The sequence below is a fragment of the Planococcus liqunii genome (assembly GCF_030413595.1).
Taxonomy (GTDB): Bacteria; Bacillota; Bacilli; order Bacillales_A; family Planococcaceae; genus Planococcus; species Planococcus liqunii.
In genome coordinates this window covers 665,076-678,358 of the sequence record NZ_CP129238.1, presented here as the reverse complement: position 1 = coordinate 678,358, position 13,283 = coordinate 665,076, and the positions used below count along the sequence as shown (strand labels likewise).

Sequence of the window (13,283 nt, the reverse complement as noted above, 5' to 3'; positions counted from 1 at the left end):
TCAACTACCCATCAGTGGAAAAACCACTGATGGAGTTTCACTTTATTTGTAGTTCCATAAGCCGAAACTCCTGCTATACTGGATTTATTCTACATTAGGGGTGCACGAATGTTTGAGAAAATGAAGTTTCGTTACATTGTCGGGATTACGCTGACTGTTTACCTTTCGTTAATATACGCCACGACCGTTTTCCCGATGAGCGAAGATTTGGAATGGATCCTGGTATCGGTGGCTCTTTACGGAGTCGTACCCGCCTGGTTCTTTACATACCAGTTCCGCCTGCAGGGCGTGACGCTGTCCACGTTCGCCTTTACGCAAGGCATCGAACGCTGGATTGGCGCGGTCATCGGGCTGATTGTTGGGTCGACCGCTTTTTCGCTGGGCTTTTTGTGGCTTCAGCTGAACGTCTTCGGGTCGATTGCACCGGGATGGGCCGCATATTTGCTGGAGCCGGTTGCGCTGCCGGCAAGTCCGCTTTACTTGGCCATCACAGTCGCCATCATGATTTTGCTTGAACCGATTGCAGAAGAATTCATTTTCCGCGGCGTTTTGTTGAAGCGGATGGTGCTGAAAACTTCCCGCTGGGGCGGTGTTTTCATCTCGAGCCTGTTGTTCGGTTTGATGCACGATGACATTCTTGGCGCTTTCCTGTTCGGGATCATTGCGGCCTTGCTGTATTTGAAAACGCAGAATTTGCTGGCACCGATTATTTTGCATATCGCCTACAACGCTTTTTATGCGCTCACGATGGCCTATGCCCCAACTTGGCCGGAAGCACTGCGTGTGCAGGAAATGTCTGAGATCACCGAGAAAGCAGTGCCGAACCTCATCGTTCTTGCCATCGGCACCTTGTTATTAGCCGGCTTTGCCGCCTGGCTGATCCGTGAAAACGTTTGGAAAAGGAACCGGAAAGTCGTCTTTCTCAATAAAAAAGGTTTTAGAAATTAATAAAAACCGCTCAACAAATTGTTGAGCGGTTTCTTTCTATCCAAATTAAATGGCCACTTTTTCCGAAAACTGGCTGTTGTACAAATCGGCGTAAAAGCCGTTTTTCTCGAGCAGTTCTGTATGGGTGCCTTGTTCAATGACATTCCCTTTGTCCATGACGAGAATCAAATCGGCATCTTTGATGGTTGACAGGCGGTGCGCAATGACAAAACTTGTGCGCCCTTCCATCAGCCGGTTCATCGCCTGCTGGATGAAGATTTCCGTCCGCGTATCGACGCTTGACGTGGCTTCGTCCAAAATCATGATCGGCGGGTCCGCCAATATGGCGCGTGCAATCGTCAAGAGCTGCTTCTGGCCCTGCGAAATATTTGATGCTTCTTCATTCAGCACGGTGTCATAGCCGTCCGGCAGCGTACGGATAAAATGGTCCGCATGCGCGGCGTCGGCAGCGGCGAAGATTTCTTCGTCGGTCGCACCGTTTTTGCCGTAGGCGATATTGTCTTTGATGGTGCCGTTGAAAAGCCAGGTATCCTGCAGCACCATGCCGAAGCTTTTGCGCAGCGAGCTTCGGGACATTTCGCGGGTATCCAGGCCGTCGATCAGGATCCGTCCGGCGTTCAACTCATAAAAGCGCATCAACAGGTTGATCAACGTCGTCTTGCCGGCACCTGTTGGCCCGACGATGGCGACCGTCTGCCCCGGTTTTACTCGGATGTTCATGTCGTGGATCAGCAATTCTTCGCCGTAGCCGAAATCGACTCCTTCGAATACCACCGCGCCTTTTGCTCTGTCCAGGCTGACCGCTGCGACTTCCTTCTGTTCTTCCGGTTCATCGAGCAGTTCAAAAACTCGTTCCGCTGCCGCCACCGTTGACTGGACAATGTTCGCGATGTTCGCCGCTTGCATGATCGGCTGCGTAAACTGTTTCGAATATGTGATGAATGCTTGGATGTCTCCGATTGAAATCGCCCGCTGCGTCACGAGAATCCCGCCGACAACGCTGATCACCACATAGCTGAAGTTGCCGATGAACGTCATGAGCGGCATGATGATCCCCGAGATAAACTGGGCGCGCCGCCCCGCTTCGTACAATTCGTCGTTCACTTGCTCAAACTTGGCCACTGCTTTTTTCTCATGGCCGAATGCTTTCACCACCGGATGCCCGGTGTACATTTCTTCGATATGGCCGTTCAATTCACCGAGCGAGCGCTGCTGGTTGGCGAATTGTGTCTGCGACCGCTTCAAGATCGGCTGGATGACAAACAGTGACAGGGGCAATGAAACAAATGCAATCAAGGTCAATAACGGACTGATTGTCAGCATCATGACAATGATACCGACGAGCATCACAACCGACGTAATAAATTGCGTCAAGCTTTGCTGCAGCGTACTGCCGATGGTGTCGATGTCATTCGTCATGCGGCTCAAGGTTTCACCGTTTGGCCGGCCATCAAAATAATTCAAGGGCAGTTTCTCGAGTTTTTTATTCACATCCTGGCGCAAGTCATACACCGTATCCTGTGCCACCGTTGACATGATGTACTGCATCAAATAACTGAAGAGACTGCTGAAGATATACAATCCGGCCAGCACCAACAGGATTTCGCCGATGACGCCAAAATCGATGCCGGCACCCGGCGTTCCCTGCAGTTTGCCGTATGCCCCTTCGAACAATTCCGTGATGGCGTTCCCGGTCAGCTTTGGTCCGACAATCGAGAACACCGTACTTAAAATGGCAGCGAGGAAAACTACCGTCAAGCGCTTGCTGCGCGGCTTCAAATACCGGACGAGCCGTCTAAACGTCACTTTGAAGTTTTTCGGCTTTTCAGCGGGCATGCTCATACCCGGAGGCCCGCCGTGACCGCCACCGGGTCTGCCGCCTGGAGGCCGTTTTTCGTTGCTCATGCGATCTCCTCCTCTGACAGCTGGGAATAGGCGATTTCCCGGTAGACTTCGTTGCTGTTCATCAATTCTTCGTGCGTGCCCATGCCGACAACCCGCCCGTTTTCCAGGACGATGATGCGGTCGGCGTCGACGACCGTGCTGACGCGCTGCGCCACCAGCAAGACCGTCGCATTTTTCGTTTCATCTTTCAGCGCTTTGCGGAGCCGTGCATCCGTTTTGAAATCAAGCGCCGAAAAACTGTCGTCAAAAATATAAATATCCGGCTTCCGGACAAGCGCCCGGGCAATCGCGAGACGCTGCTTCTGGCCGCCCGACAAATTCGAACCGCCTTGCTCAATTTCCGTCGCGTAGCCTTCTTTCAGCCCGCTGATAAATTCAGTCGCTTGTGCAATCGAGGCGGCGTGTTCAAGTTCCGCCTGCGTCGCTTCTTCTTTCCCAAAGCGGATGTTGTCGGCAATCGTACCGGTAAAGAGAATCGATTTCTGCGGCACAAAGCCGAGCTTTGAACGCACTTCATCCTGCGACGCATTCCGGATATCGACGCCGTTGACCCGGATGGCCCCGCTTGAAATCTCATAGAAACGCGGGATCAAGTTGATCAATGTCGACTTCCCGGAGCCGGTCCCGCCGATAATGGCGGTGATTTCACCCGGCTTCGCTTTGAAGGAAATGTCCGACAGCGCGGGCTTCTCGGCTCCCGGGTAACTGAACGTCACGTCTTCAAACTCAAGCGTGCCGCGTTCACGGTCCGCCGTATCATTGCCCAAGTCCTGAAATGACGGTTTCATATCCAGCACTTCGTTGATGCGGTTCGCCGAAACGGCGGCACGCGGCACCATGACGAACATAACCGATGCCATGACCAGTGCAAACATGATCATCATGACGTATTGGATAAAGGCCATCAAATCACCGATTTGCATTGCCCCATTGTCAATGCGGAGGCCGCCGAACCAAATGACCGCGACAACCGTCAAGTTCATGACGAGCATCATGGCCGGCATCATGAATGCCATGATTTTATTGACCCGGATAGAGACGTCCGTCAAATCACGGTTCGCTCCTTGCAGCCGGGCTTTTTCTTCCGTTTCGCGATTGAACGCCCGAATGACGCGAATCCCGGTCAGGTTTTCACGCAGCACCAAGTTCAGGCGGTCTAGCCGCTTTTGCACTTCCTGGAACAACGGCATCGCTTTTCTGAAAATCAAAATGATGGAACCGGCCAGAAACGGCATTGCGCCGACAATGACCAGCGACAATTTCGCATCTTGAGAAATCGCCATGATCAAACCGCCGACGAGCATGATTGGTGCGCTGATGACCATGCGCAGCATCATCATGACCACTTGCTGGATTTGCGTGATGTCGTTTGTTGTCCGGGTAATAAGCGACGCCGTGCCGACCTGGTCAAACTCCTGCAGCGAAAATTTCTCCACATGCTTGAATACGCGGCCGCGAAGGTCACGCCCTAAACCCATTGCGGCTTTTGAAGAATAGTAACTCGCCGTAATCGAAGCAACCGCCCCGAGTGCGGAAATCAACAGCATCCAGCCGCCGATCTGCCAGATATACGGGATGTTCCCTTTCACGACGCCGTTGTCAATGATGTCCGCCATCAAAGTCGGCAAAAAGAGGTCCGCCATCGACTGGCCAAAAATCAGAAGCGTGACAGCGGCAATGAGCCATTTGTAGACACTCAAGTTTTTTAGAATTCGTATCATTTGCGCTGCTCCTCTAACTCACGCACGTTCAAATGCGCGGAAATGTGCTGGTGGATCTCCAGCAGTTTCTCGTATTGTTCATCGCTCAGCGATTCCACAGCTTCCTGGAACCGCTGATGGCTTCCGCCTTCTTGCTGGTGGATCGCTTCGACAAGCGCTGCGCCTTTTTCGGTCAACGCAAGCTGCATCTCTCGCCGGTTGTCTTCCACTTGACGGCGGTCCAAAAACCCGTCACGAACCAAGCCATCCACCGCCTGGCTCAACGTGCTTTTCGGGAGGAACGTCACTTCCCCTACCTTCTTCTGCGTCATTTCCCTGCATTTTCCGAGCGTCATCAAAATTGCGTATTGCGGCATCGACAACCCGTTCCGGGCTGCCGTCTGCTGCTCCAGGCAAATCAAGTTTTTCTGCACATTCCGGAATGACCGCATCAACTGGATCGAACGCGTTAACTTTTCATTTTCCTCTTTCATGGGCCACGCTCATCCTTCCATTTTCGAACAGTTCCATTTCGAACCATCTTTTTCGATAGCTTAAATCTACTCCTATCCATCCTGAGAGTCAAAAAGTTGAATCGGTTTTCAAACTTCATTCACCGGTTTATTGGCTCTCCACTTTTTTCTTTTTCTTTCGATACTCTTTTCTGTGCATTATTGATAGACTTAAGTTACAACAGTTATCATGACCGGGGTGAAGAGATTGAAGTTTCTTGTGTTGGGTGACAAAACGAAATTGGAGATTGAAGTACTGCAGCGGAATTACCCGAATAGCCGGGATTACTGGGATGCCAATTGGATCGCTTCCCGCATCCATCTGGAGATCCCTGGATACACCGCGCATTTTGAAGCAGACCTCCGAACAAATGAATTGAAGGAATTTGTTGATGAGCTGCGCGACATGAACGAGGCCTTAAAAGGAACCGCTACTTTAAAAAACCTGGATGATTATATCCATCTGACCGGCACGATGAATTCACTCGGCAAGATCATCTGGAACTTGGAGACCCGCTTTCCGGCAGGTGACAGCGCCAAACTGTCCTGCACCTTCACCTCCGACCAAAGCTACCTGCGGATTTTGATCGATGAAGTGGATGCAGTGCTTGAAGCTTATCCGGTGGTGGGAAAAGTTCGGTGAAGATTTGTATATGAAACATTTTCTGAGCACTGCATGCTGCAGTGCTCTTTTGTTTGCCTTTCTGTATCTGACCCAGAACAAGCGAAACTTATTCTTTCATAAAAACGTATAAGGATAAGAAACTTTCAAGTATTTTCCAAACATAAAAGATAGATGCCTGTCCTTAAAAAGCGAAAGGGAGTTGCAGAAATGGATTTTTTGATTAACTTTGTTGTGATTGCTTTGCTGATTTTTCCTTTTATTGCACTTATTCACGAAGCAGGCCACGCTTTTTTCCTTAAGCTATTTGGCGGAGAAATCCACGAATTTAGTATCGGAAACGGGGATGTGCTATGGAAGAAAAACAAGTTCCATATTAAAAACGCCTATTTTGCAGGCGGAAGCGTGACTCCCAGCAATATTGATGTGATGAGCAAAAATCAAAAAGCATTCTTTTTTCTAGGCGGCGTCATTTTTAATTTAGGTTCGGCGTTTGCCCTAGACCTGGCTACGGGATACGAGTTCGGGGTCTTCCGCCATTATTTAGACAGTTTTATATTTGTGTCTTACTTGAACGTCGTGATTAATCTGATTCCGCTTACTACGATTGCCGGTGAAACTGATGGACGAAAACTAGTGATGCTCTATAAAAAGGCTGCGAATTGACAACTATGTTTTCTGTATAGAAGTTTGAAAGGTGGATCCGGACACTCGGTGGCCAACGTCCCAACCCTTTATCGGCGTTTCTGGCTGTTTTTATCGATGTTTTTAAGTTTTCTATCGGTGTTTTCAGGTTTTCTAACGGCGTTTTTCATATTCTTATCGGCGTTTCTGGACTTTCTATCGGCGTTGGTTACAAACACGTTTTCAATTCAATATAAAAAAGGCTGCCGAGAAGCTCTCGACAGCCTGAAAAATCATCCCTCTTATTTAAACACTTCCGCCGCCATGCCGGCCACGTAATCGCTGCCGCCATTGTCTTCGACGTTTTCAACCATCATCGCAAGCAGAAGCGTTGGATCAGCTTCGTTGTACGTGACGAAAAAGCCGTTTTCTTTGCCGCGTTCTTCCCCGGCTGCTTTTAGTTCGGCTGTACCGGTTTTGCCGGCAAGCGCAGCGCCTGGAATGTTCGCCGATTGCGCATAGCCGTCAACCACTACATTGCGCATGCCTTTGCGGAGCGTCGCTGCGTTTTCCGCTGAAATTAAGCCTTCTTTCCACACCTGTGCATCTTTGTCGTCCAATACAAGCGTCGGTTTGTACATGATGCCGTCAGTCAGGAACGGTTCGTACATCGTCGCCAAATGAAGGATATTCGTCAGCATCTGTCCTTGGCCGAACGAAGTCGCTGCCAGCTGGCCTTCCGAATCGATGCTGCCTTCATTGGAAATTTGGGAAGCCTCCAAGTTCATCGCAAATGGAATGTCTTCGCCAAAGCCGTATTTCTTCAAGCCTTCAACAAAGGTTTCATTGCCCATTTTGAGTGCCTGCTGGGCAAAGTAAATATTGTCTGAGAACACCAAGGCTTTGTTCAAATCAATCGGATTCGGTGCTTCCGGATGCAGGCGCGTGACGCCTTGCCACGACTTGCCGTTGATTTCCAAGCCTTCTGCAGGTTTTAAGGTCCCCGCTTCTAAGCCGATTGCAGCCGTCACCGGTTTCAAAGTCGAACCCGGTGCATAAGCCTGGGCAAAGCGGTTGAACAACGGTGTCAATGGATCGGCTTCCAGTTCCTTAAAGCGGTCGCCGCTGATGCCGAGTGTGAATTCGTTCGGGTCAAAGCTTGGCGAGGAAACAAGCGCCAAAGTTTCGCCCGTTTTTGGATTCACCGCTGCCGCTGTTCCCGGTTCGCCTTTCATCGAAGCGAACGCTTTTTTCTGCAGTTCCGCGTCAATCGTCAACGTGATGTTTTCGCCATCTGTCACCGGTTGTTCGGCAACCGTAATCGGCTCCACGCCTTCTGCCGGTTTGTCGATCCAGATTCGCATTCCGTCTTTGCCGCGGAGCTGTTCTTCAAATGTCCGCTCCAAGCCTTGGCGCCCAATTTGGTCGCCGGCTGCGTAGCCTTCATCTTTCCGCTCTTCCAATTGCTCCGCAGTGATGCTGCCGATATAGCCTGACAAATGCCCCAGCGCTTCTTCGTACGGATATTCCCGCATCGCTACTTGCTGCGCCGCGACACCTGGAATGGCAATGGCTTTATCGAGCACTTCCGTATTGTTGCGCGCGATTTTTGCAAGCGGCACAAACAATTCCGGCTTGACCCAGTCCTGCCCCAGCTTCGCATCGATTTGTTCGACCGTCTGGTTCAGCAGTTTCGCAAGCTCGGCTTTTTTGGTGTCATCGGTGAATTTCTCAGGCACAATGCCGATATTATAGCCGCCGCCGTTAATGGCGATTCCTTTTCCGGTGCGGTCCAAAATTTCTCCGCGCACCGCTTTGATGCGGTCGATGCGGATTTCGTCTTCGGCTTCCAATTGCGGGAAGATGAATGACGGATCCCATTCCACAAACCAGTCTTCCGTTTCGCCTTGCGTCTCGTGAAGAAGCGTCATCGTTTTTTCAAACTCCACCGGTCCGGCGAGTGTGTTCATTTTGACCTGCACCGGGAAATCCGCCGGCTGCTCTTCTTCCCATTTTGCATCTTCTGCCGGTTTCGTATAAGCCGCTTCCAGCCCATCGATTCCCAAGTCTTTTTTCAGTTTTTGCTGGCGGTCCACGAACTGCGCTTTGTCATACGCCTGTTTCGTGCCGTCATTTAAAAATCCATCATACATTTCGGCATACTCGCCTTTATTCCAATGATTGATATATGCCGCCAGCCGGTCTTCCGGCGTGGCCTGCTGCGAGCAGCCTGCCAAAAGCACAAACACTCCGATTAATAAAATTGCTGCCCAGTATTTCTTCATTTTCCGACCTCCAGTTCTTCCTTTATATTACCAATAATTACCGAATAAGAAAAAGAATAAATCACTATATTTTCAATTAAAAATAAACTCGGTTACGAATGAAACTTTGCAAAAGAAATCTATTTCTCCGCAAAAAAGCTGTCCTTCAATAGGACAGCTTACTTTATATTTTGTTTCATTTTTTCACTTTATCCCGCTTTAACAATCAGTGGAAAACCTCATTGATTGAGTTTCACTTTATAAACACGTGCTTCGTAAGGGTACAGTTGGTTGGGATCGATTACTTTATAATTGGCTAACAATAAAGTGCCGTCTTCCGGTTCGTCCCACCAGCAGGCATGCTGCCCCAGATTGGTTACAACGAGGACTTTTTCATGCTCGTCTTGCCGTGTATAGGCAAAAACCGATTCGTGCCCCATTTCCACAAGATCGTAGCGGCCATATACGAGCACTTCCATATGCTTGCGCAGCCAGATCATTTGTTTATAGAACGACAGCACTGAATGCGGATCGTTTTTCTGCGCTTCCATGTTCAGCCAACTGTAGTTCGGGTTGGCCCGGAGCCAAGGTTCTGCAGTCGAAAAACCGCCGTGCGGGCTTGCGTCCCATTGCATCGGCGTCCGGGAGTGGTCGCGGCTCGTCGCTTTGATGAGCGTCATGACCTCATCATGCATCATGCCGGTCTGCCGTTTGTAGAAGTAAAGATTGTGGGTCCGCACATCGTTGTAATGCTCGATTTCTTCGAACGGCGCATTGGTCATGCCGATTTCCTGCCCCTGGTAAATGAACGGTGTGCCTTGCATGAAAAAGTACATGCAAGCGAAGGCCGTGGCACTTTCACGCCAGTACTGCCGGTCGTTGCCCCATGTCGAAACCATGCGGGGCTTATCGTGATTTTCAATGAACAGTGCATTCCATCCTTTGCCTTCCACGCCATTTTGCCAGCGGGAACGGATCTCTTTCAGCCTGCGGACATCGACGCCGTGTTTCGAATCGGCATTCCACAACCCCATATCTTCAAACTGGAACACCATATTGAATTTGCCGTCTTCTTCGCTGATCCATTCATCAATGTCATCGACATGGACGCCGTTTGCTTCTCCAACCGTCATGATGTCGTATTTCGCAAATGTCTCATCACGGAGTTCAGCAAGCAGCGGCTGGATGCCTTCGACGTTCATCATTTTTTCCCAAGCCGGGATAAACGCCCGATGAGCATCGTCCGGCATGTCGCTGAATTCCTTTTTGATGTGGCTGATGGCGTCTACCCGGTAGCCGTCGATGCCTTTGTCCAGCCACCAGTTCACCATTTCATACAACGCTTTTCGCACTTCGGGGTTCTCCCAATTCAAGTCCGGCTGTTTCTTGGAAAACAAATGCAGGTAGTACTGCTTCGTCTCTTTGTCATACTCCCAGGCCGGTCCGCCGAAAATGCTCTCCCAGTTGGTCGGTTCGTCCCGCCAAATATACCAGTCCCGCTTTGGATTGTCTTTTGATGAACGGGATTCCTGGAACCAGGGATGTTCATCGCTTGTGTGGTTGATGACCAGATCAATAATGAGTTTCATGCCGCGCTTGTGTACCTCTTCAAGCAGATGGTCAAAGTCCTTCATTGTCCCAAACTCGTCTAAAATCTCCTGATAATCGCTGATGTCGTAGCCATTGTCATCATTCGGTGACTGGTACATCGGGCAAATCCAGATGACGTCGATGCCGAGCTCCTGCAAATAATCGAGCTTGCTTGCCACACCTGCTAAATCGCCGAGCCCATCGCCATTCGAATCTTTAAAACTTCGTGGATACACTTGATAAGCAACTGCTTCCTTCCACCATTTTTTGTTCATATCGCTGACTCCTTTAAAAACGATCACACAATCCGCGTTTGATCAACCGCGTAGGTTAAAAACTAGTTTCGCGCCCCGTTTCCTCCATTTATTTTTTGTGTTTTCCAGGGTCTTTGCAACAATTCCAAGCGGCAGCAGCAGTGATTTTATTGGTTTTTAGTACATACCCGCTTGCCCACAGGATATGCGCCTTAAACCACATATTTATGGCTAAAAAACAACTTTTTTTTGGATTTCTTTTACGTTTTTCCGTTTCAAAAAAACTCTGAATCACTAGGCGTTTCTTATACAAAACACACACTGCCACTTTTCCAAAACCTTCTTCTCTTGACTCAGTTAATCCTGTGCTATGTAGTTGATCCATTCAGTCCAATCACCAAAAATCTTCCTGTGCTGAACTGCTCTTAATTTCACCGTTTGTCATAGTATCACGTTTCAACAGCCACCAGGCGCCTCCCTCTCGCACGAATTAGTGAACATTTGCTAATTCGAACACAAATAAGGCATCCCATTCCTCCTTAGAGGTTTAATTCAAGATAAATAAAATTTATTAATTCTTGTGTTAACCTATTTCAAAATTAAGTTGACTCAAATATTATGTTTGATTATACTGAATTTAGTCCAAACAACGGAGGGAAAAAGATGACAACTGCTCCATCCAGAACGTCCAATCATACCAAGACTTTGCACTTAATACATATCGCCATGTTCGCGGCGCTTATGGCCGTCGGGGCAAACATTTCCGCATTCCTTATCATCGGCGGTGTGCCGATTACGCTACAGACCTTTTTTGCCATCTTAGCGGGCATCATGCTTGGCAGCCGGAAAGGCGCATTCGCGATGATCGTCTATGCCTTTATCGGGCTTGCCGGTGTTCCGGTTTTCGCGGGCTTCTCAGGCGGCATGGACACCATCATCAGCCCGACATTTGGCTTCATCGTTTCGTTTGTGCTCATTGCACTGGCAAGCGGCTGGGTCGCCAAGAAATTCCCTACCCGCACCGGCTTTGTCGTCGCAGCGCTGGTCGGCCTGGTCATCAACTACGGATTCGGCACCAACTGGATGTATGCGGCCTACAAACTCTGGTTCGCTGCACCCGAAGGCTTTACTTACCAGATGGCTTGGGCTTGGATGGCCGTTCCGCTGCCAAAGGACTTGATCCTTTCCGTGCTGGCCGGACTCTTCGCCTTCCGCCTGCGTCCGATCATCCAGAAATACAACTAAAAAAAACGGCTAACCCACCCCGGGTTAGCCGTTTTTCTTCTATATAATCATGTTCCGCAGAATGTCTGATAAGAATCAGGCGCTTCCGGCGGCAATTTCGTGTACTCTTTTTGTTCTTCGGAATAAGCAAATGGATTGGAGAGTACGTTCAGCAGCCGGTCCATGCCGCTGTAGTCGCTTCTTTGGACAGCGGCATCCAGTGCTTCTTCCACCCGGTGGTTCCGCGGAATGATGGACGGGTTGCGGCTCCGCATCAACTGGCGTACTTCATCCATGGACTGGTCTTGGCGTGCAAGCCGTGCTTCCCATTGTTCTCTCCACTCGTTAAATTCCGGTTTCCCGGACAGCGAAGTTTCTTCGAATTCACCAAGCGTCAGCGCTCGGAAAGCATTTGTGTAATCCGCATCGTACTCCTTCATTAAATTGAGCAGATCGGCCACCAGCACTTCGTCTTCCGCTTCTTCGTTGAATAAGCCAATCTTCGCACGCATGCCGGTCAACCAATGCGCGTAATAGGCTTTGATGTAATCGGACAATACCGCTTGCGCCAGTTTCACCGCTTCTCCCGAATCTTCATGGAACAGCGGAACCATTGTTTCCGCAAAGCGCGCCAAGTTCCAGCCGGCAATCTGCGGCTGGTTGCCGTAAGCATAGCGCCCTTGGTGGTCAATGGAACTGAAGACTGTTGCCGGGTCGTACGCGTCCATAAAGGCACAAGGGCCGTAGTCAATGGTTTCGCCGCTGATCGTCATGTTGTCGGTATTCATGACGCCGTGGATAAAGCCGACGAGCTGCCATTTTGCCACAAGCGAAGCATGGCGCTTCGCCACTTCTTTGAAAAAGCCAAGGTAACGGTTATCGCCAAGGTCCACGTCCGCATAATGGCGCTCAATCGCATAGTCCGCAAGCGCACGAATCTTGTCTATATCGCCTACTCCGGCAGCGTACTGGAAAGTGCCAAAACGCAAATGGCTGGCTGCTACGCGGGTCAGTACAGCACCCGGCAGACTGGTTTCGCGACGGATTTCTTCTCCTGTTGCAACTACAGCCAAGCTGCGTGTCGTTGGAATCCCGAGGCCGTGCATCGCTTCGCTTATAATGTATTCGCGGAGCATCGGCCCAAGTGCCGCACGTCCGTCCCCGCCTCGCGAGTAAGGGGTGCGTCCAGCACCTTTCAGCTGGATGTCAAAGCGTTCGCCGCCCGGTGTGATTTGTTCACCGAGCAGTACGGCACGACCGTCGCCAAGCATCGTCAAAAAGCCGAATTGATGGCCGGCATAGGCCTGAGCCAACGGAAATGCACCTTCCGGAATTTCATTGCCTGCCAGAATGGCTGTGCCGCTGTCGCTTTTCAGATCTTCTATAGGGAGCCCAAGTGTTTCTGCAAGCGGTTCATTGAACGCCACAAGTTTCGGGGACTGCACCGGATCCGGCCGGAGACGGGTAAAAAACACTTGCGGAAGTCGGGCGTAACTGTTTTCAAGCTTCCAGCCGGTTTTCGTTTTTTCGGGTCGCTGTGTCATAGGATGTCCCTTCTTTCTTTTTTCATACTATATGATGCATCACATGCCTGAGGAATGTATTCCGTCAAAAGGCATCCTTTAAGATATGCCTTTTCT

General features: G+C 50.1%; 11 protein-coding genes. 4 read left to right on the top strand and 7 right to left on the bottom strand.

Annotated features, from left to right (window positions below; all coding sequences use genetic code 11):
- Positions 1 to 108: 108 nt before the first annotated feature.
- Positions 109 to 948 carry a CPBP family intramembrane glutamic endopeptidase gene (locus tag QWY22_RS03470; RefSeq protein ID WP_300983074.1) on the top strand — a complete coding sequence of 280 codons (840 nt, stop codon included), beginning with the start codon at positions 109 to 111 and terminating at the stop codon, positions 946 to 948.
- 45 nt (positions 949 to 993) lie between these two features.
- Here the strand turns inward: QWY22_RS03470 and QWY22_RS03465 are convergent, their stop codons facing one another.
- From QWY22_RS03465 to QWY22_RS03455, 3 genes are read right to left on the bottom strand one after another with little or no spacing between them, the layout of a single operon-like run.
- Positions 994 to 2,853: an ABC transporter ATP-binding protein gene (locus QWY22_RS03465; RefSeq protein ID WP_300983073.1), complete on the bottom strand. Its 1,860-nt coding sequence runs from the start codon at positions 2,851 to 2,853 to the stop codon at positions 994 to 996.
- Positions 2,850 to 4,574 carry an ABC transporter ATP-binding protein gene (locus QWY22_RS03460; RefSeq protein WP_300983072.1) on the bottom strand — a complete coding sequence of 575 codons (1,725 nt, stop codon included), beginning with the start codon at positions 4,572 to 4,574 and terminating at the stop codon, positions 2,850 to 2,852. Before QWY22_RS03460 ends, QWY22_RS03465 begins: the two co-directional genes overlap by 4 nt.
- Positions 4,571 to 5,047, bottom strand: coding sequence for a MarR family winged helix-turn-helix transcriptional regulator (locus tag QWY22_RS03455; RefSeq protein ID WP_300983071.1), 477 nt, complete (start codon positions 5,045 to 5,047; stop codon positions 4,571 to 4,573). The genes QWY22_RS03460 and QWY22_RS03455 overlap by 4 nt, the downstream gene beginning before the upstream one ends.
- A 226-nt stretch (positions 5,048 to 5,273) precedes the next feature.
- Between QWY22_RS03455 and QWY22_RS03450 the strand changes: the two genes are divergently transcribed.
- Together QWY22_RS03450 and QWY22_RS03445 are read left to right on the top strand one after the other, a co-directional pair.
- The gene (locus tag QWY22_RS03450; RefSeq protein WP_036802312.1) at positions 5,274 to 5,708 is read left to right on the top strand and encodes a WapI family immunity protein; all 435 of its coding nucleotides are present in this window, start codon (positions 5,274 to 5,276) and stop codon (positions 5,706 to 5,708) included.
- 189 nt (positions 5,709 to 5,897) lie between these two features.
- Positions 5,898 to 6,353, top strand: a complete 456-nt coding sequence (locus QWY22_RS03445; protein WP_300983070.1) for a site-2 protease family protein — start codon at positions 5,898 to 5,900, stop codon at positions 6,351 to 6,353.
- Positions 6,354 to 6,613: 260 nt separating this feature from the next.
- Here the strand turns inward: QWY22_RS03445 and QWY22_RS03440 are convergent, their stop codons facing one another.
- The 3 genes from QWY22_RS03440 to QWY22_RS03430 form a co-directional block, all read right to left on the bottom strand.
- Entirely contained in the window at positions 6,614 to 8,596 is a 1,983-nt protein-coding gene (locus QWY22_RS03440; protein WP_300983069.1) for a penicillin-binding transpeptidase domain-containing protein, read from the bottom strand.
- Positions 8,597 to 8,814: 218 nt separating this feature from the next.
- Positions 8,815 to 10,440, bottom strand: a complete 1,626-nt coding sequence (locus tag QWY22_RS03435; RefSeq protein WP_300983068.1) for a glycoside hydrolase family 13 protein — start codon at positions 10,438 to 10,440, stop codon at positions 8,815 to 8,817.
- A gap of 88 nt (positions 10,441 to 10,528) precedes the next feature.
- The gene (locus QWY22_RS03430; RefSeq protein ID WP_300983066.1) at positions 10,529 to 10,804 is read right to left on the bottom strand and encodes a hypothetical protein; all 276 of its coding nucleotides are present in this window, start codon (positions 10,802 to 10,804) and stop codon (positions 10,529 to 10,531) included.
- Between the two features lie 278 nt (positions 10,805 to 11,082).
- Here QWY22_RS03430 and QWY22_RS03425 point away from each other — a divergent pair, with 278 nt between their 5' ends.
- A complete protein-coding gene (locus tag QWY22_RS03425; RefSeq protein ID WP_053166132.1) occupies positions 11,083 to 11,664 on the top strand; it encodes a biotin transporter BioY in 582 nt (193 codons plus the stop codon).
- Positions 11,665 to 11,711: 47 nt separating this feature from the next.
- Here QWY22_RS03425 and QWY22_RS03420 read toward each other — a convergent pair whose 3' ends face one another.
- A complete protein-coding gene (locus QWY22_RS03420; protein ID WP_300983065.1) occupies positions 11,712 to 13,187 on the bottom strand; it encodes a protein adenylyltransferase SelO in 1,476 nt (491 codons plus the stop codon).
- Positions 13,188 to 13,283: the final 96 nt, after the last annotated feature.